Below are 22,194 nucleotides of genomic sequence, written 5' to 3'. Positions count from 1 at the left end.
ATCCACATTAAATGATATGTAGGCGCATCATATACAGCTAATAATACATTCAAAAGGATTACCGTCCTAACATAAGTATGATATTTTTTATAAGAAATACCTTGCTAATGTCAATTTACTTTAGTAATGAAATTGAGGTCCCCTTTCCGAAAACGACTTGGCGCACGAAGTGGGTGGCCTTGGAGGCTTTCGGGAAGGGGACCTCATACAAAAACTTACAAAGGATACCCACAAGGTATTTCTCATGTATTAAATTGTCTATCTGGGACGGTAATCCTTTACAACGAATCTATATGGCTTACTTCAGATGCGCCAACATATCATGTAAGACTTCCATGCAATCCCCCACAATCCCATAGTTCGCGTGTTGAAAGATTTCCGCATCAGGATCGTTATTGATGGCCACGATGGTATCTGCACCGGAGATGCCGCTCACATGTTGAATGGCTCCAGAGATACCGAATGCCAAATACAACTTAGGACTTACGGTCTTACCGGTCTGTCCCACCTGATACGGCAGCCCAATCCAGCCTTTTTCAACGAGAGGCCGAGTTGCGCCTACGACGCCTCCGATGGCATCCGCCAATTCATAGAGTTTATCAAAGTTTTCCTTCGAGCCCATACCTCGGCCGCCGGCAACGATGATATCCGCCTCCTGAATGTTATAGCCGGACTTGCTGAACGGAATGAATTCAAGACGTTTCGTCCGAATGTCTTCAGGTGAAAGTTCAAACGCTTCATACTGAATGCGCCCCCAGCTCGCATCATTGCGTTCCGGTTTCTTAAATACGTTAGGGCGAACGGAGCCCATTTGCGGGCGATGGTTCGGGGAAATAATCTCCGCCAATATATTACCGCCCAGTGCCGGACGAGTCCACTCAACGAGGCCCTCCTCCGTATCGACCGTCAAAATTGTACAGTCCGCAACAACGCCGTTCTTCATGCGTCCCGACATGCGAGGCGCCAGATCACGGCCGTTATTCGTTGCGCCGATTAAGAGAATATTCGGCTTATGATCTTCAAAGAAATCCGTCAATACCTTCGTATAGCCGTCAGTTGTGTAGTATTTCAAAAGAGGACTTTCAAAAACGTGGACAATATCCGCCCCATACGCGACGAGTTCCTCCGCCTGGGACTGAACATTTTCGCCGAGCAGCATAACCTGCACCAGCTGCCCCATTTCCTTTGCGATGCGGCGGCCTTGTCCGACAAGCTCGAATGTGACCGGATGCACCACGTCATCGATGGTATCGGCCACGACAAAGACATCTCTATATTCATCAAAATTTGTTACAGCCATTACCGGTCACCTCCCTGCACATCTGTTGAATCATCAGTACTTGCTTCGCTATTATCGGGGTCAGAAACGGCCCCATTACTCTTCGCACCGGCGGCCCGAGCCGCCTCCCTGTTCTGATGAAGCGCCGCCACGACCTTGAAGTCACTAGGCGATACACTCTCTACGGATGCCGCACGCTGTACGGGATCCTTTACATCTACACCGTCATCAACGTCATCCGGTGTCTCTGGTTCCTCCGGAACATCTACGGAAACAAGTAGATGAGCGAACTTCTCAGGCTTAATAAGGTACGCCAGTTCAAGAACCTTTTTAGCACCGTCTTCAACGGAATTGATCATTTCCACCCTGCCACGAATCGGCGGCTGATACACCTTGCGCACCCGGGTAGGCGAACCGGTGAGCCCGATTCTGCTTTCATCGATGCTCGGCATATCCCGCAACGTAAGGTTTGAAATCTCATAGCGTTTTGCGTAAATAGAACTCCAAAGCCCCGGTTGACGCGGCTCGTTAAGCTCCGCCGTAGCCGTCACCAATAACGGTAACGGCGCTTCGATTACTTCATAACCGTTTTCGTGCTCCCGTTTAACAATGGCCTTTTGCGCGCCTTCATCAACGGACAATTCACACGCATAGGTGGCCTGCGCGATGCCGAGTTCCTCCGCAATCTGAGGGCCTACCTGTGCCGTATCACCGTCAATCGCCTGCTTTCCACAGAAAATCATTTGGAACCGGCGATTCATATTTCTTTCAACGTGACGGATAGCCATCGCAACGGTATAGCTCGTCGCCAATGTATCGGCACCGCCGAACGCACGGTCCGTAACCAGCACCGCATCATCCGCACCGAGGGCCAGACACTCACGAAGCGCAGCCTCCGCCTGCGGCGGACCCATGGTAATAACCGTTACACGGCTGCCTTCGTACTGATCCTTCACGGATAGCGCCGCCTCAAGGGCATGCATATCGTACGGATTGACGATGCTCGGAAGGCCGGTACGGATCAGATTGTTCGTCTCCGGATCCAGCCTGATTTCAGATGTATCCGGCACCTGTTTTATACATACTAGTAATTCCATGCACTCACCCCTGTCTAAACTCAATGCCCTTGCTGTTGCGCGGATACTTCCAGGCTTTCACAATCGTATCACCGCACAGAACGCGGCATGTGCCGCACTCGAGACAACCCGCAAAATCAAAGACCAAGTCGCCATTTTCCTGCAAGGTATACAGCCCCGCCGGACAACCGTTGACGAGCTTCATTTTCTCTTCCTTGCTGAACCCCGAGCCATCCACCTGAATGTGAGGACACGTTTCATCTACATAATATTTATTGGCACCCAGCCGTTCTTCCAATCTCATAGGGAACGCACCCCTTTCCATGCATCACGAATCAAGTTGATTAAACCTACGTCGCCCACGCGGTGCATTAATTTTTTCATCATCGGCACCGCACCGTCGCCATTGACGGTGAATACATCGCGCATCAGATGATTCACAAACTTCGGATATTCATTGAAAATACGCGGATGAGTAGCGAGGAATTTCGGCATATCCTTATAGAGCTTCAAATCCTTATGAAGCCACGAATTCTTGATATTCTTTTCGTATAGTTTCGGAACGCGGTCCATATTTTCGTCGCGCAGTCCCACATTGACGGCCTCCGCCGCACAGATACCGGACTCGATAGCGAGGTCCATGCCGCGAATCGTATAGCCCAGATTCATGCACATCCTAGCCGCATCACCGATGATGATATATCCCGGACCGCCCAGCTTCGGCATCGAGCGATAACCGCCCTCCGGCACGAGATGAGCGCTGTGTTCCTTCAACTGTCCGTTCTTCAATAACGGCGCAATACGAGGATGGCTTGTGAAAGCAGTGAGCATATCGTCCACGGAACGACTAACGGACCCGATGTCATCAATGCCCACAACCATGCCTACAGACATGCTGTCTTTATTGGTGTAAATAAAGCCGCCGCCCAGCAGCCCGTCCGTCATGTCGCCCAAGGTAAGCCATGCCATACCGTCATCACCGGTCAGCATGAGCCGATTTTCAAGGTCCTCTTTCTTGAGCTTATACACCTCTTTAACACCTACGGCCATCGTCTTCGGATCCGTAGGTCCCGTGAGCCCCGCTTCTTCCAACAGAACCGTATTGGCACCTTCAGCGATGATGACGAGCTTTGCATAGACTTCGTCATCGTGACAGCGCACGCCCACAACGCGGCGCTTTTTGCCTTCCCCTTCGGTGATGAGTTCCGTCACCTGTACGTTCGTTACGAGAAGGGCACCCTTTTTCTCCGCCTCTTCCGCAAGCCATTTATCGAATTTCGCACGCAATACGACATACGACTCTTCGTTCGGCTTCACATCCTGATAACTATATTCAACAGTCGTCATTTCATCGCCTGCACCGATGGAAATGCGTTCTTTCGTCACCTTTCTCTCAAGAGGTGCACGGTCTCTGAAATCCGATACGATGCGTTCCAAGGAATGGGTATAAATACGTCCTCCCATCATATTTTTAGCACCCGGTGCGGTACCTCGTTCGATGAGCAACACTTTCACCCGTTTCTCCGCCAGACGCAACGCCGCGGCAGCCCCTGCAGGCCCTGCACCGACGACGATCACATCAAATGTTTCATTTCGATCAATTGCCATATACTCAGCTCCTTTTGATGAAAGCTTGAACTTACATAAGTCTATATAATATATATTCACGATAAAGACCTAAAATACCTGCCCAACATACCACAAAAGTATGAAAGTAATCTGTATTCATGAATATAAAATGTAAGATTCCGTTAAAATTGTATAACCGGAATATACTTTCACATACTTATTCATGCGATATGTTTTTAAAGTGTGCAATAAAATTCATCAATTCGTGAAATTTATAAATTTTTCTAGCTTTCACAAATAAAAAGGCGTATGATAAAAGTAGCAAAAACCGTATACGGAGCAACACGCGTATAATTCGACCGCATAATGCAAGACCACGGTCAAGGTTAGGCACTCATTATTTTGGAATTACCAGAGGAGGCCATATGGACCCGTTAAGAATCTTGAAAGCATTATCAAATCCACATCGGTTAGACATTATATTGTGGCTGAAGCACCCGGAGCAAGAATTTGGTGTACAGGTACACGCTAACACCCTCATCGATTTCCCGCACAGCGTCAGTGTTAAAAGCATCCAGAAGCGCTGCGGCGTATCGCAATCATCTATTTCTACATTCATGAGCATCCTGGAAAGTGCGGAACTTGTAGAATCCCGAAAAATTGATCAATACACGTATTTCCGTCGCAACGAACCGGTTATCCGCGAATTCGGCAGCTGGTACAACAAGGAAGTATCCATCCAGAACGACGACGTCGAAAAATTGCTGCAAACCGTGAACCTGGAAGACACATCGTACCCCATCGCAGAGGAGTCGGCCCTCTCTAGCGAACGTCCGGCTATGGAACTGCGTACTAAGGGGAGTCGCGATGAAGATGAGAATAGATAAATCCATACGAATGATACAAACAAAAGAGCAGTAGCAATGAGGAATTTCTCATATGTTACTGCTCTTTTCATATTCACAAGCATCAAAATAATTTATTTAATGAAATTCTTTCAAATACTCAACTAGCAATCGATATGCATCTTTCATACCGACTTCTGCCTTCCACCCAAGGTTTTCTAATTTATCCGTATTCAAAAAATACTTTACAGTCGGTGCATATCCATAATTATTTACCGTTGGAATATCAAATTTAACCGAAATCTCCCCGTTTGCCACTTCATCAGCAACTAAACAGGCAATTTCATATATACTTCTTGTCTCCTTAGCATTACAAATATTATAAGCCTCACAAGATTCACCGGACTTCAGCAATACCAAAAGAGCCGTTAACGCATCCATAATATAACAAAAATTTGATAAAGATTCACCTTTTGTGTGTAATACAATGTCTGAACAATTCAAAACACTCTTAGCAAACTGCATAGAAACTCGATTATCTTCAACCGGGATTCCCGGCCCAAATGTTTGAGCCAGTCGTGCAATCGTTACAGACACACCATATTCTTCAGCATAAGCATTACAATAGCATTCACAAATACGCTTTCCCTCAGAGTAAGAACTGCGGACATCTAAATGGTTAATATATCCTAAATCCGCTTCTGTCATTTGTTGCTTATCGACTAGTTGAACACCATACTGCTCCATGGATGATAAATAAAGCATTTTTATAATGTTTTTTCGTCTACCTAATTCAAGACAATCAACAGTATTACCAATAGAAGCATGCAATGTCTCAACCGGATTTTCAACAAAATATTTGGACTGTGTCGGTGAAGCCGTATGCACAATATAATCAATAGATTCGTTTATACATGATAACGCTTCCGAAGTATATATAAATTGATCATTATCATGCATATCCCAGTATAGTTGTCGAGCCTTATTAATATTCCTTACATGCCCAATAATTTTTATATCAGTAGACAGCAACCTATTAGCCATAAGCATCGATTTGATCAGCATCGAACCTATTAATCCGGTCGCTCCGGTTACCAATATCGTCTTATCACTAAAATATCTATATAAATCTACATTTTTACAAACGACACGTTCCAATTCATGTATCAAAACAGTATCCATACCTAAGCCTCTAGCCATACCAACTATAAACCGATAACATTCAGACTATCTTTTACATCCAGATAGGCTTTAAATGTATAGAAATCTATAGGAGTTGTAATTTTAATATTTTCAGCCGGTCCTTCAACCAAAAATAAATCGTTATTATAATATTGCATCATAGAGGCAGAATCTATAAATTCCAAAGATTCTTTATTAGCATTTATATGAGCGTTATAAATATCGCGAAGGAAAAAGCATTGCGGAGCCTTAGCTATAACGCATTGTGAACGTTCTAAAATTCTACCGATTTGATTCGTATCCTCTTTTCTTATGAAAGTTGTCTCTGTTGCAGGTGCTACTGTTATAGCATTCCCATGATCTTCAACAGAAGTGATACAATTTTTAATTAATGTATCATCGATAATAGGTCGTACTCCATCATGAAGCAATACTATATCGGTTTCCGAGAATAAGCGTCGACACTCGGTCAAGCCTAAAAAGATAGATTCTTGACCTGTATGCCCTCCCGGCACCACAGAAGCTACCTTAGTCAAAGAAAACTCTTTGACTAAGGAATTTACTTGCTGAATAGCCCGTTCTAACGACACAATAATAATATGATCAATACTTGCACTCTTTTGAAAATGCTCCAATGTATGTACTATTATGGGTTTTTGATGCACTTCTAAAAATTGTTTTGGTGTTCCCGAAGAACTCATACGCTGTCCCGTACCGCCGGCAAAAATAACCGCTATATTCATACACCTGTCCCCCTTACAATTATACGAATCCATCAATCAGTTGCACTATGAATCATATATGCAAAGGATGCAAACGGAGCAATATCGCTCGGAATGAGACGATGCGATTTAGGAACATAAATCATATCTCCATCCTGCAATGCGATATTTTGTTTAATATCCTGTTTCTTTATGAAGCTTTCCAAATCAACTTCACGTACATATACAGTATCATCAATGACACGAACGACCTGAATATGGCGAGGTCTAGCCTTTCTCGCCGTCCCTTGTGCGCTTGAAATCGCCGCGAATACATTCATGTAATCGGCTCCTAATTTGTAAATACCAGGTTTTGGCACTTCACCCATTACATAAACCTGTCGGCCACCGTATTCCGATACATTGACAGTCACATCCGGTTTATGAATATAATGCGAGAATTTTTCGCTTAATAACGCCGATGCTTCTTGCAATGTTAATCCTGAAAGCTTTACAACCCCCGTATACGGTGTATTAATACGTCCATCCGGACCGATCATTAAGGTAACACCGGAATTACTAGTATTGTCACTAGTCGAGTCAGTAAACCCTAATTCACTGCTAGTGTAACCTAGAACATGTAAATTAATCTTGTCATACTTCGACAAACGATATTCTCCGATATCAGGACGTGCTATGGAGAAGACGCTATCTTTCGGATCGATATACTCACCGTTTTCCAAGACCATCTTCAATTTCTGCTCTTTATTCGGATGTTTAACGGCATTTGTTTTGAAAGTAACAACTTCTCTACCCTTTACACCACTATCGACAACAGAAACATCCTGTACGTTCGGCATATACGGAACAGAAACCTGTCCCATATATTCTCCGGCGCCGCTACCACTGCCGTTATTCATATCTGTATTAGTAGCCGCCATAGCCACATTACATGCTAAACACGCGCCTACAAGAGCCATCAACAACTTACGTTTTCTCATGCTTATCTCCTTAGCAACTCTTCTTTATTAATCCTACTTTCAACAAGAATGAATAAAAAAGATTTTTCTCATAAGAATTAAAATTACTAATCCATTGAACACCAAAATAAATGAAAGAATATAACAGCATGCTAATTACAAGAATGTAAATAGAACTGTTTAAATCGATATGAGGAATCACATACAGGCCTAGAACCGTTAACAGTATCATAACTACGGATAGGCGCGCAATTTGCTTCCAAAAATGAACAATGTTTAAGTTCATATACCGATGATAATACACGTTCATGATAATACCATTGCCTAAAAGCATGGAAAGACCTGTGGCAACAGCACCCCCGGCTATTCCATACATATCAATCCAATAATACGCCAATACGACATTAAGAATCCCGACAAATACGTATACAGCGGCCCTCACATGATACACATTACGAGCCTGCATAATCGCAAGGCCCACATTCTGAATGAGATCAATCGTGAAAGGAACGATAATAATCAGCGTAATCCAATATACTAAATCAAATCCATCACCGACCCAGTAATGAAGAAAGCTATGTCCGAACAATATAAATCCGCTCAAAATCAGCGACAATAAATAAAATTGTAATCTACCGACTTTCAAAAATAAATGCTGAAATTCTTCATCACTACATCGATTCGTCACCATAGCCGTAATCTTCGGCAACAATGTACTGGATACGGCTAGCGAAATATTCATATAGTTAATATAAATCTGACTTGCAATAGCATACATGGCAACGGATTCCGCCCCGATTTTTATACCGATCAGTAACTGATTACTTTGCCAGAACACTTGGTCGACTACAGATACTACAAATAAACTGAGTGAAAGGTTTCGCATAGCCAGGAGAATCTCTGAATCCCAGCCATGATAGACAAAGCGAACCTGCAATACACGCCTGCAATATATAACCTTTACGAGAACCAGCAGCAAATTAAATACCGTTTGTACCAGTACTACACTTAACGCGGTGGGATAAAAGATCAGCACACCCACAATAGCAAAGGGCTGTAATAAAATCTGTATCAAACTGATTGACCGATGAAAGATAAACCGTTCTTCAGATATGATAACTGCATCGAAGACTTTAGATGCAAATAACATCAACAGATTCAACAGTAACAACAGAAATATTTTGTTTGCACTATCAATCATATCAGGAGCTAAGCTGTCCTTAAATATGTAAGGAATACAGTAATACACAACGAGTCCGCAAAGGCTCAATATGACGCCTATTCCTACATACAGCAGCAATGACATGGTTAACAACTTATCAATTCTAACCTGATCTTTCAGCGTTTTATATTTCACTAAAAAACGGGTAATCGTCGCAGACAGACCAAAGTCCAACACGTTAAAGTAGGCGATAATAGAACCCAATAGCCTATAAAGGCCAAATTCAGCCACACCGATAAAGGATAAAAGAATAGGTACATAGGCTAAATTAATAACTGTATTCCCCAATAGTAATGCGTAAGATAGTAAAGTACCTACTTTTCGTTGTGTGGAAGAATTCTGAGACATGTAACCGATCCCCTATTTACAACTATTCGAAAATTTTAAAATTAAAATCATACTCTATATTCATACTGGATGGATACGGGTTCCGCCAACTAGTAAAGTAATCATGTGGAATCCCTTCAATGCCACGTAAAAATACAAAAAAGAAAAATACTAATACTATATAACCCCATTTAAAATTATATATTCTATTCTTAATTTGAAGCTGAAAGACAGTATTTAAATATTGTATTGTATATGACATTATCAAAATAATGAAATACTCAAAATATTTAGTCAATCTTGTAATAGGTAAGGAAAATGAAAATAAAAAATGTCCTAATATACTGATAAACCATATATTAATCAAACCTTTATATTCCGGTTTTAATTTCAAAATAGCCAACCGAGATACAGAAAATAATATAAATTGATATACCATATATAACCCAGTCATATTAACAGAATCTATATCCGAAACATACCCCAGATATCGCCCGTCTATATGCAGCATACCTAATATAACAGACAACAAAGATAATACTATATTCAACTTAAATATACAAAATGCAAGTACAAATACAATAGCATAAATGTACCAAGAATATACTTTTCTAGGAACCCAATACAATACAATTGCCACTATAGCACTATAATGAAATACAACGGCAGCGGCAACAACTAATAAATATCTCCAAAACTTTCGTTGTAAACAGTATTGATATCCCCAAAATATTAAAACTAAACTTAACGCTTGTCGTATACCATTAAGAGAGAAAAAATATTCTGCACATAAAAACAAAGTCAAAATTAATATTTGAATTTCGCTATCTTTAGTATATCGTTGAATTCCTTTCCATAAAAATATCATAATCAATAATTCATAAACAATAAACATTGCTTGATAAGACATATGAAAATAACGAAGGACTTCAACAATAATTAAAAATGACGGCTCAGGATATGCATCATTAAGTGTTACTTGATTAAACAATACAACATACCAGTCATAATCTGTACCGATTTCATATCTGAACATCCCTAAAAATGTAAGTACCCCAATAACAATTATAGGAATAAATTTCTTATATTGAATCGGTACCAGGCGTTCCGCAATGACAGATGAAAACATAAAAATTGCAAGGCCAATCCAAAATACCATAGGATCACCTATTCTTTCATTACACTCATACGTCTAGTATATTGGAAGTAAATAAATCCACCTGCAATTATTAAATATAATAATCCGCCTACAATCATAACATATAGTTTACGCGGCCAAGAATGTTTAACAGGATAAGTTGGACTATTAAGAACACGAATATCCATAGCATCAAGATTTTCTTTAATCTTTAATTCTTCAAGACTTTTAGTTAAAAGATTATATGTATCGGTAGATACCTTTGCATTACGTTGTAACTCTAAAAATTTAACGGATTTTTGTGAAAACTGATTCGATTTTTCAAGGTTTTGTTTACTTAACTCCTCAAGCTTTGTAAGCGCTGCATTAGCTGATTCAACATTATTTTTAGCAACAACTCTTTTTTGTAACAAATCCATTTGTACAGGACTAAGTGTAACATTTTCAGAAGAAATAGACTGCGCTACCGTTTTAGCCAATTGTTTTTCTAAATAACTGATATTTTCTTTTACCTTAACAACTTCTGGATAATCATCGGTAAACTTGAATTGTAATTTAGCCAATTGTTCATTAGCATTAAATAATTCTTTACGTATAGATTGAATCTCAGGATTATCCGCCATCTGGGAATCAATAAGATTTTTATTTTGTGTATCAATCTGAGCTTCAATAGAACTTAAAATAGCTGTATTAGTATTTAATTTAACAGTCTCATCAGATTTCGCTTTTTCATAACCAGCAGCTTGTTCCAATAGCATTTTTTCTTGTTCATTAGGTATGAATACGCCATTTTCTTGTTTATATTTTTCAAGTGCAGCTACATCTGCATCCATTTTATGCTTAGCATCTTCATTCTTTTTTCCCAAAATTTTAATCAACGTAGAATCTTGAGTAGAGCCGACTCCAGCTATAGTATCTTGTAATGAATCCACTACATCTTGTGCTATTCGTTGTGCATTTTCCGGTGAATCGGCTGTAATTGTAAAAGATAAAATAGAAGTTCCTCTCGGATTATCTATTTGCATATATTTCTTTACAAAATCATCTGCATCAAATTTTTCATCCTCTGCATCTGCATTATCCAACTTTTTTATAACAGGATCAATAACTCTACTACTCTTTAATAAGGACATATAATCTAATACAGAATCCCCCGCAGAAATACCTGCCAAAGATAATAGTGCGGAGTTATTAGCCAATGTACTTAATGAACCATTTTGTGGCTTAACTTGAATCATTACACTAGAGGTATATTTTTTTGGAAGTAGAAGTGCTAGCAAAAGAAATATAATTAATATCCCCCCCATTAAGCATAATAAAAGTTTTTTGTACTCTTGAATAATTGCTTTTATAAGTTGATATGAGATAACTTGTGGTTCCATACTAATCCTTTCTAATAATTAATTTAATTACCATATATCTTCACATATACTTTTAAATCGATAGTATATCATTATGAGCCAATACATTTTATATTGTAATAAATATAATATTATTTTTCTCTTAAAACTCAATCTCTTATCGACTACTAAAGGATTTAAATTCGCTAATTTTTTTACTAATTCATAACTTGACTTTATAGTACTCGCATCTTGAAGCTTTATATATTTATTTAATATGCCTATTAACTGATATATATATATAGCATTATAATTATTAATATTATATGTTTTAAGAAATTTATACTCCATATTTAATTTAAAAATTTCATCTTCTAACGTTTTTTTATTCACAGATAAAGTCAATGAATTACTATTCTTACGATGATAATATCTATATATACATTTAGGCTCAATTACATATGATTTAATACGACAATAATAAGAAAAATTAAAAACTTGATCTTCCGCAACAGATAGATTTTCATCAAATCGTAAATGATATTTATCTATAATCTTCTTCTTATACAATTTAATAACTGGACCACGTAATAATTCTAAAAGATTATAATATTCTTGCTGTAAAAACCCAGATTGTTTTGAAAAATAGTTTCGTATTTTTTGTTTATATACAAAACTATTTTCATCGATATATATATCTTCTATAACTCCAATTATAAGATCTGCATCATAAATCAATCTTACAAACGATTCAACATAATTCAAAGATACAGAATCATCACTATCTATAAATAATATAAACGCCCCTTGCGCAATGTCCAAGCCTCTATTGCGAGCAGCACTGACACCGCTATTTTCCAAATGCACTACATGAATATTAGCATACTGTTCTTCAAAACGATCACACAGTCCGGATGAGCCGTCAGTGCTGCCATCGTCAATTAAAAGTATTTCAAGATTCTTATAAGTTTGATGCACTATAGATTGAATACAGCGTTCTAAATAAGGTTTAGTATTATAAACTGGAATAATAATACTAACAAGTGGATTTTTAACTATTTCCATTATTTATTACTCCAATAAATATTAAAATTATAACAACCCATACTCTTTTCATAAAACATACTCATATTTTACTAAAATACTCATATGTTTTACATAATCCACTATGTAAACTATAGTTCGCTTTAAATAATAATTCTTTTTCTGCTTTCTCTGCATTAAGTCTAGAATGCTTAATATCGCCTAATTTTGGTTTTTCATATAATATCTCAATATGTTTACCACTAATATTTTTAAATTCTTCTACTAACATATTTATCGAACTCTCTATATTAGTACTTATATTATATGTCCCAACAAAACTACTATTCATGCCAAGAATGTTAGCATCAACTACATCCTCTACATATATAAAATCTCTAGTTTGCTTACCATCACCATAAATAGTAATCGGTAAATTCTGTGTTATAGCCTTAGCAAATATGCTAATTACACCACCTTCTCCACCATTGCCTTGCCTTGGTCCATATACATTAGAATAGCGATAACATATATAATTTAAACCAAAGGACTCATTATAAATACGAAGATAATGTTCTGAAGTTAACTTTGTTAATCCATAAAATGATGATGGCACACCTACCATAGATTCATTTAAAGGCAAAATGTCAAGATTACCATAAATGGCAGCTGATGAAGGCATCAAAAATTTTTTTACTCCACAAGCAACTGCTGCATTTAGTACATTAATCAGCCCCATCAAATTTATATCACAATCTAAACTAGGATTATTCATAGAAACAGATACTTCAGTTTGAGCCGCCTCATGAAAAATATAATCCGGTTTAAACACCCCTATAACCGAATTCAATTCAGAGTCTCGTATATCCATTTCTATGAATTCCGCTTTTGGATGAACAAAGTCCTTATTACCACTTTGTAAATTATCTATAACTTGCACAATATGTCCATCTTTAATTAATCTATCTACTAAATGTGATCCGATAAATCCTGCACCACCAGTAACGCAAATTCTCATTAAAATTCCTTTCTTTTAAACCGACTCTACAATCTATTATTAACGCGAATTAATATAGTAATCTACACATCAAAACTTATATATTTTCCGATACTACAAAAATACATTTATAACTTTCATTATTTATACAGCCAATGCTCTAACTCTTAAAAGCTTTTATAGTAGATATTTTTCGTTTCTCAACAGGAGGAATCTGCATATAATCAGCACCATATAAATTAGACAAATATGAATCATAACAAGAAAAAACTTCCAGTTTCAAATCTTTAAAGGAAACTAATACACGTTTTTCAAAATCAGATTTAAGCATCCGTTCCTTAGCTCCATACACGCCACCTGTAATGGCCCCAACATACTTTGATTTTTTATAATCATATTTCTTAGCTAAAACATCTAAATTACGAGACCAATAACTAGGTCCAAACAACTTAGCGATAAATATTAAACAAGACTTAACAACTGCTCGCCATAAGGTCTTACCTTTTCCTAATTTCGCATCACACAATTCAAGCATTTTACTATAAACTTTTCTCTTTTTATAAATACTTGAAACCTGATTTAAATCATCCGGCAAACCATCAACCGGCATTATATCCATAAATAAATATTTATTTGAATTACTATATGCATCTTCTATATTAATATCTAGCTTTTCGAGTCTAGCAAAAGGGTAAATAGAATTTTTACGCTCAACAGATTTAAGAACATACAACTCATTTAGCACTGTCGGGAATATGGAAACTAATCTATCATAATCATTTCTACTCATACACACATCTATATCATCATCCCAAGGAATAAAATCATGATGTCTTATAGCCCCCAATAATGATCCGCCTGAAAGAGAATACTTAATATCATTCTCCTTACAGAATGAATCAAACTCTTTGAGCATAATATATAGATGGCTCTGAATTTCTTCTATAGTTAGCATCTCAGTATCTCCTAATTCTCAAACCAAACTAATTTCATTTGCTTATGAAATTCCATCTCAGACCAATTCTCTACACCAAATCTAGGTAAAGAAAAACAATTAGTATTAGTATGCACTTGAGCCCTGTTAGTACTAACAGAAAAAGAAAAACCTAACGCTTCAACAATTTCTTCAGTCATCTTATCAAAACTATGTTTATGTCCGAACGGATATGCAAACAAGTCAATATTAATACCTAATAATTTTTCCAAAAATAATTTAGAAGATTCAATCTCATTATATTGTTCATTATAACTCAATAACTTTAAAGCGGGATGATTAATCGTATGTGCACCTATAGTAATTAATTTACTATTATATATCTCCAATAACTCAGAAGACGACATTGTCCTATTTTCAATATTAGGTTCTAAACTGTATTTATCATAAAAATTATTTAAAATCTGATCACGATAATCAGGTTTCAAATTAAATAATAATTTATGTGCTGCATAAAAAGATTCTTGCCGGACTGATTTACTTGAAACATCAAATAAATACGTTTGATTAAAAATATCAAACGATATTGAATCAAATAATTTTTGATTTTTAAAAAATATTGTTTCCAGTCGATCCCACCAAAACTCTTTTATTGAGTCAATTCCAGAGGTAGTAACAAAAATAGTCGCTGGTATATTATATTTTTTCAAAATAGGAAAAGCATTTTTATAATTATCAAAATATCCATCATCAAATGTGATAATCACAGATGGTTCTTTAATCGCCTTATACTTTAAATCTTCAAAAGAAATAACATTATACTGTTCTTTGAGATGTTTTATATGTTTATCAAAATTATCTGGAGTCACATTAATATTAAACAAATCATAATTTACATTATTTATTCTGTGATATAACAAAATTACAACAGGTTTATCTATTATATTATGAATCAAATTAAACGGCGCTTTTCGTTTTCTATAAATAGATCGAGTCCAAGGCATCTTTGCCTTTATATAATTTTTAAAATCCATAATATCTCCTATATAACTGCTCCACAGATTTAATTGCTTCCTTTAGATCATAGCCAGCTGCTTTAATTTGATTTTTATAATCACATGTATTATTTATATGACTTTTTTCTAAAATCTTATTAACCCATATGAGTTCATCATCTATTGATAAAAAATTACATAGCTCAGTTATAGCAACTTCATTTGTAATCGTATCTGATAGCAATATAGGAATCCCTAGTGCCTGCGATTCTATAGCTACCAACGGCATACCTTCAAATAAAGACGGTAATACTATCACATCCATAGTCTGCATTATCTCTACAGGATTGCTTACGTACCCCATAAAAATAACATTTGATTCTATTTCTTGCGCATTAACCAATAACTCTATTTTTTTTCTTTCTATACCATCTCCAAGCAGTAAAAGATAACTATTTGGGTTCATTTCCAACAGCTTTCTAAACATACTAATAATAAAACTATGATTTTTTACAGGTGTAAACCTCCCTATATGCCCTACAACTAAAGCATCTTTAGGAAGATTCAATTTCTGTCTCATTTCAATATATTTATTATGATCTTTATTATACTCATCTAAATCTATTGAATTATTAAATAAATAATAAGAATCACTATTAATGCATTTATCAGAAAACATCCATCTACTTGCCTTTTGAGAGCACCCTATATAAGCGTCAACGATAAAAGGTATAAATAATTTTCCAATCTTATGTAATATGGTTTTTAAATATCGAATTAAAGATCTATTATCATCAATACTAGAACTATGCGCATGTAAAATTATATTATTAAATCCCGCTAATTTTGCTAATAATATAGGCACAATATTAACATATGACTGATGAAAATGTATGATATCATAATTCAATTTTACTAAACGCCTCATGGATTTATAAAAACTCAAAAGTTGATACGGCCTATCAACTTTCATTACATTATTTAAATCATCAAAGCAAGCAATATCATCATAAGTTAATAACATTAAATCAAATTCTTTTTTATCAATATATCTATATAGTTGAAGTACATATGATGTTAATCCACCCATGTCTTTATCTATAGGAAGTTCAACAACCTTAATCATATTCTTCTATTATCTCCCTAACAGCTTTCTCTTTAAAAAGCTTCCTCCTTTTTTCACCCAATTCTGCGGCTCCATAAAGGATACATTTTGTTCCTTATACTCAATGCGATTCGCTTCGAGCCACACATCGAGCAGAATTTCGCTGACAAATCCGTAAATACGAGATTCGTACGCATCATAACCGGAAATATCCACGCGCTTTTCCAACTCCGCCAATATGGAGAACATCCATTCACAATACTGATTATACAAATCCCGACGCATCACAAACATATTGAACATGTGCGCCCATGTACGATTGCAGACCGTCGTGAAAGCGGCACTGTATTCAGGATATCGCTCAGCGATAATCTGCTCCGCCACATCAAGACCTTCACTATGATGAGCATTGTTGTAGTGAGACCTGTTCGTTTCAATATAATATTTGCGCTTATCCGCCACTACCACAGGGTATTGTGAAAGCAATGTTTCCCATTCCTCACCGGTGAGAATCTGGTTCTTTTTATCCTCTACAGAACGCACCTCTTTACGCGTAAAATACCGTCTGTAATGAACAAGACCGATATAATCCGCCTCAAGATTCTTCCATGCCCAATATAAACCCGTCAACTCGCAGTAATTTGCGTTTTTCTCGGAGATATTGTCCCCCGTATGATCCCCAATATAACCAATATCAGATTTGCCAACTCTCCCCACATGGATGGGCATATAGACAGAATCTGTCGGCATCCAATATTGCTTATGAGTGGCTACTAAAATTTTTATATTCACTGTTGTGCTCCTTACACACTATATATTTCCTTACACACGTTCAACAGTTACAGCATATCAAGACAACTACAACTCACAATTTACAAATTAATGTAATACATCAAATATATCTGTAACCTGTAAAAAGATAATTAAACTAATTCTCTTTCAACCAGTGCCAACGCACTCGCAATAACCTTATCCATATCGTAATATTTATATTCCCCTAAGCGGCCTCCGAAGATTACATTCATTTCCGTTTCGGCTTTTTTTACGTACTTGGCGTATAAATCCAGATTCTTTACATCATTTACGGGATAATACGCCTCTTCGCCTATTTTCCAGTCTTTCGGATATTCTTTCGTCACATAAGTAACGGGCTGCGTACCGAATTCAAAGTGCTTATGCTCGATGATACGGGTATACGGAATATCCGCCTCCGTATAGTTCACAACGGCCACACCTTGATGGTTTTCCTCTTCAAAACGCTCTGTTTCAAAATGAAGACCACGATATTCCAATATTCCTTCAGAATACTCGAAATATTCATCGATAGGACCCGTATAAATAATCTTCTTCGCGATGCTTTCATATTCATCGCGATGCGTAAGGAAATCCACGCCCAATCGCACCTCGATATCATCCAGCATTCGCTCAATCATCTTCGTATAACCGCCCATCGGAATCCCCTGATAACGGTCATTAAAATAATTGTTGTCATAGATATAACGAACGGGTAATCGTTTAATGATGAAAGCAGGCAGTTCCGTGCATTTACGGCCCCATTGTTTCTCCGTGTAGCCCTTGATGAGCTTTTCATAAATATCCGTACCAACCCTCAAGGTTCTTCGGCTCACCCGTAATTACCTGACGTTGCTCCGTAATGATCGCCTCCGCCTCTTTCGGCGTGCGTATGTTCCACATCTTGGAAAATGTATTCATATTAAACGGCAAATTATACATTTCGCCCTTATAATTCGCCACCGGACTGTTCACATAGTGATTGAATTCGGCAAACTGATTTACATACTCCCACACATGCTTCATCGATGTATGAAAGATATGGGCACCATATACATGAATATTGATATCATCCTTGCTTTCACAATATAAATTACCCGCCACATGATGACGTCGATCGATGACGAGAACGGATTTACCGCGCTTGTGCGCCTCATGAGCAAATACGGCACCGAACGGACCGGCCCCTACAACTAAATAATCGTATGTCATTAATACGCTCCTTTTCCCTTCACAACGGCCAATACCGTTTTTATCAAATATACAATATCAATCCACACGGACCAGTTATGCACATACCAGGAGTCCATTAACACCCGTTCTTCATAGGTGGTATCACTGCGACCGCTGACCTGCCACACACCGGTAATGCCGGGCGGTACAAGATAGAAATCATTGATATAATCGCCGTATTTCACGATTTCATCTCGAACGATAGGACGCGGTCCCACAAGGCTCATATCGCCCATGAGAACATTCCATAGCTGCGGCAGTTCATCGAGGCTGGTCTTACGTAAAAATTTACCGATTTTCGTAACCCGCGGATCGTCCTTCAACTTGAAGTCCCGCTCCCATTCTTCGCGAGCTTCCGGATATTCCTTTAAATAAATTTCCAACGCTTCCTGCGCATTGGGAACCATGGATCTGAATTTATAGCAGAAAAATTCCTTGCCGCCCTGACCGACCCGTTTATGGCCGAACACGATAGGTCCCGGAGAGTCAAGATAAATCAGCACCGCCACGATTGCGATAATCGGCAGGATCAAGATGCCGCCGCACACGGTGGCCACGATGTCAAAGATGCGTTTCATAATGCGGTTGGATTTGCGAGCCAAATTGTTCTGCACACGCAATACAACAGCCTGTTCCTCCATCATACCGCGAGCCGAAATATTGCTGGCCGGCAATCCGAATAATTCCGGTACGAAGGAAACCCTTTTTACAAGCAGCTGTAAGCGGTTGATTAAGGACACCAGTTTTTTAGATTCAAGACCGGGAGCACACACCAATACAGTGGATACGTTATATCTTTTAATAACGTCCTCCACGTCATTGAAACCGCCCAGGCGCGGATACTTTTGCGCTAATAATGAGGACTTCGGATTATCGTCCACAAAGCCGATAATTTTATAGTAATTAATAAGCATTCTGTCATGATATCGATCAACTAATTCCGCCGTTTTTCCCGCTCCGACCAATAAAATCGGAATATATAATAATTTCAGCTTTATCAATATTTGAATCAATATATATCGTAAAACGACAATATATAACAGTATAAATATATACGATAAGCCGACAAATAAACGGGATACATTGTCGATAATATGCCCGGCATACATCAGAACGATGGATACAACTATACCGATTGTTATGGACCGAAATATAATTTTAATCTTATCCCAATAGGCCTTATCCATATTATATGCACTGTTTAATAACAACACGATAATAAACACTATAGGGGTAGTAACATATCCATAGAAAAAATCTATATGTAAACTATTAGCACCATTCCAGAGCGGCAATGCGGTTCTGATATTATATGCGGAAATAATGCCACATACAATAGCAATATAATCGACGACAATCATTAAGGTCTGTACTAATAAAGGAGGACTAGCCCACTGTTTATTCATAGATTTTTCCTCTCTTAATAAATGTAACGAACAAACTGAATTATATCTTCCATGATAACATAATTTCATTTATTTTTCATGATTTACCTGGAATTTTCTTGTAGATTTCTCTACCGATAATCGACTTTATCTCATACTATAATCATCAACTTCATCTCATGTTATAATAATAGACAGTATTCATAGGTTTCTCACCTATGAACACAAATTATCTCTAATATTTACTAATAGAAGTCTCATTTAGACAGCAAAATAAAGTTTAGGTAACAACATGAAGCTTTCACAAATACATTCAGCCGGTGATTTAAAACAATGCACCGAAACAGAGTTACTGGAAATAGCACGGGAAATACGCGAAGCCATCATTCACAGAACATCGATTCGAGGCGGCCACGTAGGTCCGTCATTGGGCGCTACAGACATTATTCTTGCGCTTCATTACGTATTTAACTGCCCCGGCGACAAGATCATATTTGATATATCCCACCAGAGTTACGCTCACAAAATATTGACCGACAGGCTCGAAGGGTTCACGCAGGAAAATAAATTCAGCACCGTTTCAGGTTACAGTAATCCACGTGAAAGTAACTGCGATCTGTTTCACCTGGGGCACGCATCCACCGCCCTCAGTCTGGCGTGCGGGCTCGTAATCGGTCGCGACCTCAATCAAACAAAGGAAAACATCATCGCGCTCATCGGGGATGGTGCATTATCCGGCGGCGAGGCCTTTGAGGCCTTAAATCATCTCGCTACGCTACGGTCCAACTGCATCGTGATCATCAACGATAACGACCGGTCCATCGCCGAAAATCACGGCGGTTTGTACACCCATTTAAAAGAATTGCGGGACACGAACGGAGCTTGTACGAATAATATGTTTAAAGCCCTCGGCTTTGATTACCGCTATATCGAAGAAGGCAACTCGGTCTTATCATTAATCGCGGAATTTAAATCAGTAATAAATTATCCACGCCCCATCATCTTGCATATCCGCACGACGAAAGGGTTCGGTTATAAAGCGGCGGAAATGGCGCCGGAAGACTTTCACAATCCGTCATCATTCGACGTCACCACAGGCGTAGTCAATAAAAATTATAATAATACATACGAAGCTATCGCCGCAAAGGAATTAATTGCCGAGTTGGAAACAAACAAATCGGCCAGCCTCATCACGGCGGCCACGCCCGGAGGATTTTGCCTGACGCCTGAGGTTCGTCAGAAATTGGGCCCTCAATATATCGATGTGGGCATCGCCGAGGAACATGCCATGACCTTATTGGCCGGCATCGCTCACGCCGATGCAAAGCCGATTTTACCGATATACAGTACATTCCTGCAACGGGCTTACGATCAGCTGATAAACGACGTATGCATTAACAACAGCAACGCTTTGATTCTCGTATATCGCGCCTCCATTTACGGTACAAAGGACATCACGCATCTGGGATTCAGCGATATTCCTATGCTCACCAACATACCGAATCTGACCTATATTGCGCCTGCCACGGCGGAGGAATTACAGGCGTCCATTCAGTTTGGCTTGCAACATCATGATTATCCTGTCGCCATACGGGTTCCCGTAGGGACACCGAATCACGAGCCTCTTCAGACACAAGGCATTACGGATGTTTCCATCCGCAGCTGGGAAACCGTCCGGGAGGGCAGTGAAATCGCCATTATAGGTGTCGGTAACTTTTACCGACGTGCCATTTCCCTGGCCGAGGCGGTGAAAGCAAAATATGCTATCACACCGACCGTGATAAAGCCGCTTTTGATATCGGAACCGGATACATTTCTGCTCGACCGATTACGGAAAAACCATTCTCTCATCATCACGCTGGAGGACGGCGTCATTGACGGCGGCTTCGGACAGAAAATTGCCGCATACTATGGCAGGCAGAACATCAAGGTCATGAACTACGGCATTCAAAAAGGTTTCTATGACAGATATGATCCCGATAAATTACTGCGAGACAATCATATGGAAATTGATCAGATACTGCAGGATATCATGCTACAAATCTAATCATGGATACACTCACTTCGGGCT

Annotated in this window: 19 protein-coding genes and 1 pseudogene; 2 read left to right on the top strand and 18 right to left on the bottom strand. The window is 38.4% G+C overall.

Annotated features, from left to right (window positions below; all coding sequences use genetic code 11):
- Positions 1 to 298 precede the first annotated feature (298 nt).
- From VEHSUH05_RS00170 to VEHSUH05_RS00155, 4 genes are read right to left on the bottom strand one after another with little or no spacing between them, the layout of a single operon-like run.
- Positions 299 to 1,300, bottom strand: coding sequence for an electron transfer flavoprotein subunit alpha/FixB family protein (locus tag VEHSUH05_RS00170; RefSeq protein WP_105090364.1), 1,002 nt, complete (start codon positions 1,298 to 1,300; stop codon positions 299 to 301).
- Positions 1,300 to 2,376 (bottom strand): electron transfer flavoprotein subunit beta/FixA family protein, encoded by a 1,077-nt coding sequence (locus VEHSUH05_RS00165; RefSeq protein WP_105090363.1) that lies wholly within the window; start codon positions 2,374 to 2,376, stop codon positions 1,300 to 1,302. Before VEHSUH05_RS00165 ends, VEHSUH05_RS00170 begins: the two co-directional genes overlap by 1 nt.
- A 4-nt stretch (positions 2,377 to 2,380) precedes the next feature.
- Positions 2,381 to 2,659: a ferredoxin family protein gene (locus tag VEHSUH05_RS00160; protein WP_095064762.1), complete on the bottom strand. Its 279-nt coding sequence runs from the start codon at positions 2,657 to 2,659 to the stop codon at positions 2,381 to 2,383.
- A complete protein-coding gene (locus VEHSUH05_RS00155; protein ID WP_105090362.1) occupies positions 2,656 to 3,963 on the bottom strand; it encodes an FAD-dependent oxidoreductase in 1,308 nt (435 codons plus the stop codon). Before VEHSUH05_RS00155 ends, VEHSUH05_RS00160 begins: the two co-directional genes overlap by 4 nt.
- Positions 3,964 to 4,349: 386 nt before the next feature.
- Between VEHSUH05_RS00155 and VEHSUH05_RS00150 the strand changes: the two genes are divergently transcribed.
- Positions 4,350 to 4,811, top strand: coding sequence for an ArsR/SmtB family transcription factor (locus VEHSUH05_RS00150; protein WP_038116743.1), 462 nt, complete (start codon positions 4,350 to 4,352; stop codon positions 4,809 to 4,811).
- Between the two features lie 96 nt (positions 4,812 to 4,907).
- Here the strand turns inward: VEHSUH05_RS00150 and VEHSUH05_RS00145 are convergent, their stop codons facing one another.
- From VEHSUH05_RS00145 to wbaP, 14 genes and pseudogenes are all read right to left on the bottom strand, one after another.
- Complete coding sequence (locus VEHSUH05_RS00145) at positions 4,908 to 5,951, bottom strand: NAD-dependent epimerase/dehydratase family protein (protein WP_105090361.1); 1,044 nt, start codon at positions 5,949 to 5,951, stop codon at positions 4,908 to 4,910.
- 23 nt (positions 5,952 to 5,974) lie between these two features.
- Positions 5,975 to 6,694 carry an IspD/TarI family cytidylyltransferase gene (locus VEHSUH05_RS00140; protein ID WP_054674809.1) on the bottom strand — a complete coding sequence of 240 codons (720 nt, stop codon included), beginning with the start codon at positions 6,692 to 6,694 and terminating at the stop codon, positions 5,975 to 5,977.
- A gap of 32 nt (positions 6,695 to 6,726) precedes the next feature.
- Positions 6,727 to 7,653 carry a polysaccharide biosynthesis/export family protein gene (locus tag VEHSUH05_RS00135; protein ID WP_054674807.1) on the bottom strand — a complete coding sequence of 309 codons (927 nt, stop codon included), beginning with the start codon at positions 7,651 to 7,653 and terminating at the stop codon, positions 6,727 to 6,729.
- Between the two features lie 10 nt (positions 7,654 to 7,663).
- Positions 7,664 to 9,202 (bottom strand): lipopolysaccharide biosynthesis protein, encoded by a 1,539-nt coding sequence (locus tag VEHSUH05_RS00130; RefSeq protein WP_105090360.1) that lies wholly within the window; start codon positions 9,200 to 9,202, stop codon positions 7,664 to 7,666.
- 22 nt (positions 9,203 to 9,224) lie between these two features.
- Positions 9,225 to 10,340: an EpsG family protein gene (locus VEHSUH05_RS00125; protein WP_105090359.1), complete on the bottom strand. Its 1,116-nt coding sequence runs from the start codon at positions 10,338 to 10,340 to the stop codon at positions 9,225 to 9,227.
- An 8-nt stretch (positions 10,341 to 10,348) separates the two neighbouring features.
- Positions 10,349 to 11,701 carry a GumC family protein gene (locus tag VEHSUH05_RS00120; protein WP_105090358.1) on the bottom strand — a complete coding sequence of 451 codons (1,353 nt, stop codon included), beginning with the start codon at positions 11,699 to 11,701 and terminating at the stop codon, positions 10,349 to 10,351.
- A gap of 27 nt (positions 11,702 to 11,728) precedes the next feature.
- On the bottom strand, positions 11,729 to 12,724 hold the full coding sequence (locus VEHSUH05_RS00115; RefSeq protein WP_105090357.1) for a glycosyltransferase family 2 protein: 996 nt from the start codon (positions 12,722 to 12,724) through the stop codon (positions 11,729 to 11,731).
- 61 nt (positions 12,725 to 12,785) lie between these two features.
- Positions 12,786 to 13,700, bottom strand: coding sequence for an NAD-dependent epimerase/dehydratase family protein (locus tag VEHSUH05_RS00110; protein WP_105090356.1), 915 nt, complete (start codon positions 13,698 to 13,700; stop codon positions 12,786 to 12,788).
- A gap of 139 nt (positions 13,701 to 13,839) precedes the next feature.
- Positions 13,840 to 14,634 (bottom strand): LicD family protein, encoded by a 795-nt coding sequence (locus VEHSUH05_RS00105; RefSeq protein WP_105090355.1) that lies wholly within the window; start codon positions 14,632 to 14,634, stop codon positions 13,840 to 13,842.
- 11 nt (positions 14,635 to 14,645) lie between these two features.
- Positions 14,646 to 15,647 (bottom strand): polysaccharide deacetylase family protein, encoded by a 1,002-nt coding sequence (locus VEHSUH05_RS00100; RefSeq protein WP_054674789.1) that lies wholly within the window; start codon positions 15,645 to 15,647, stop codon positions 14,646 to 14,648.
- The gene (locus VEHSUH05_RS00095; RefSeq protein ID WP_105090354.1) at positions 15,637 to 16,734 is read right to left on the bottom strand and encodes a glycosyltransferase; all 1,098 of its coding nucleotides are present in this window, start codon (positions 16,732 to 16,734) and stop codon (positions 15,637 to 15,639) included. The genes VEHSUH05_RS00100 and VEHSUH05_RS00095 overlap by 11 nt, the downstream gene beginning before the upstream one ends.
- Positions 16,735 to 16,743: 9 nt before the next feature.
- Complete coding sequence (locus VEHSUH05_RS00090; RefSeq protein WP_105090353.1) at positions 16,744 to 17,505, bottom strand: DUF4422 domain-containing protein; 762 nt, start codon at positions 17,503 to 17,505, stop codon at positions 16,744 to 16,746.
- A 131-nt stretch (positions 17,506 to 17,636) separates the two neighbouring features.
- A pseudogene (gene glf / locus VEHSUH05_RS00085) lies at positions 17,637 to 18,717 on the bottom strand (UDP-galactopyranose mutase).
- A complete protein-coding gene (gene wbaP, locus VEHSUH05_RS00080) occupies positions 18,717 to 20,144 on the bottom strand; it encodes an undecaprenyl-phosphate galactose phosphotransferase WbaP (RefSeq protein WP_105090352.1) in 1,428 nt (475 codons plus the stop codon). The pseudogene glf and the gene wbaP overlap by 1 nt, the downstream one beginning before the upstream one ends.
- Before the next feature lie 271 nt (positions 20,145 to 20,415).
- Between wbaP and VEHSUH05_RS00075 the strand changes: the two genes are divergently transcribed.
- On the top strand, positions 20,416 to 22,170 hold the full coding sequence (locus VEHSUH05_RS00075) for a 1-deoxy-D-xylulose-5-phosphate synthase (RefSeq protein ID WP_105090351.1): 1,755 nt from the start codon (positions 20,416 to 20,418) through the stop codon (positions 22,168 to 22,170).
- Positions 22,171 to 22,194: the final 24 nt, after the last annotated feature.

Origin of the sequence: Veillonella denticariosi JCM 15641 (genome assembly GCF_002959855.1) — a bacterium.
Taxonomy (GTDB): domain Bacteria; phylum Bacillota; class Negativicutes; order Veillonellales; family Veillonellaceae; genus Veillonella; species Veillonella denticariosi.
Note: the sequence above shows the minus strand (reverse complement) of the source record. Positions and strands in the feature narration are given on the sequence as shown.

Coding starts and splice junctions, on each gene's coding strand:
- VEHSUH05_RS00120 (WP_105090358.1), bottom strand. CDS start 11,701: ATGGAACCACAAGTTATCTCATATCAACTTATAAAAGCAATTATTCAA.
- VEHSUH05_RS00130 (WP_105090360.1), bottom strand. CDS start 9,202: ATGTCTCAGAATTCTTCCACACAACGAAAAGTAGGTACTTTACTATCT.
- VEHSUH05_RS00075 (WP_105090351.1), top strand. CDS start 20,416: ATGAAGCTTTCACAAATACATTCAGCCGGTGATTTAAAACAATGCACC.
- VEHSUH05_RS00155 (WP_105090362.1), bottom strand. CDS start 3,963: ATGGCAATTGATCGAAATGAAACATTTGATGTGATCGTCGTCGGTGCA.
- VEHSUH05_RS00115 (WP_105090357.1), bottom strand. CDS start 12,724: ATGGAAATAGTTAAAAATCCACTTGTTAGTATTATTATTCCAGTTTAT.
- VEHSUH05_RS00100 (WP_054674789.1), bottom strand. CDS start 15,647: ATGGATTTTAAAAATTATATAAAGGCAAAGATGCCTTGGACTCGATCT.
- VEHSUH05_RS00095 (WP_105090354.1), bottom strand. CDS start 16,734: ATGATTAAGGTTGTTGAACTTCCTATAGATAAAGACATGGGTGGATTA.
- VEHSUH05_RS00135 (WP_054674807.1), bottom strand. CDS start 7,653: ATGAGAAAACGTAAGTTGTTGATGGCTCTTGTAGGCGCGTGTTTAGCA.
- VEHSUH05_RS00105 (WP_105090355.1), bottom strand. CDS start 14,634: ATGCTAACTATAGAAGAAATTCAGAGCCATCTATATATTATGCTCAAA.
- VEHSUH05_RS00110 (WP_105090356.1), bottom strand. CDS start 13,700: ATGAGAATTTGCGTTACTGGTGGTGCAGGATTTATCGGATCACATTTA.
- VEHSUH05_RS00160 (WP_095064762.1), bottom strand. CDS start 2,659: ATGAGATTGGAAGAACGGCTGGGTGCCAATAAATATTATGTAGATGAA.
- VEHSUH05_RS00125 (WP_105090359.1), bottom strand. CDS start 10,340: ATGGTATTTTGGATTGGCCTTGCAATTTTTATGTTTTCATCTGTCATT.
- VEHSUH05_RS00165 (WP_105090363.1), bottom strand. CDS start 2,376: ATGGAATTACTAGTATGTATAAAACAGGTGCCGGATACATCTGAAATC.
- wbaP (WP_105090352.1), bottom strand. CDS start 20,144: ATGAATAAACAGTGGGCTAGTCCTCCTTTATTAGTACAGACCTTAATG.
- VEHSUH05_RS00170 (WP_105090364.1), bottom strand. CDS start 1,300: ATGGCTGTAACAAATTTTGATGAATATAGAGATGTCTTTGTCGTGGCC.
- VEHSUH05_RS00145 (WP_105090361.1), bottom strand. CDS start 5,951: ATGGATACTGTTTTGATACATGAATTGGAACGTGTCGTTTGTAAAAAT.
- VEHSUH05_RS00140 (WP_054674809.1), bottom strand. CDS start 6,694: ATGAATATAGCGGTTATTTTTGCCGGCGGTACGGGACAGCGTATGAGT.
- VEHSUH05_RS00150 (WP_038116743.1), top strand. CDS start 4,350: ATGGACCCGTTAAGAATCTTGAAAGCATTATCAAATCCACATCGGTTA.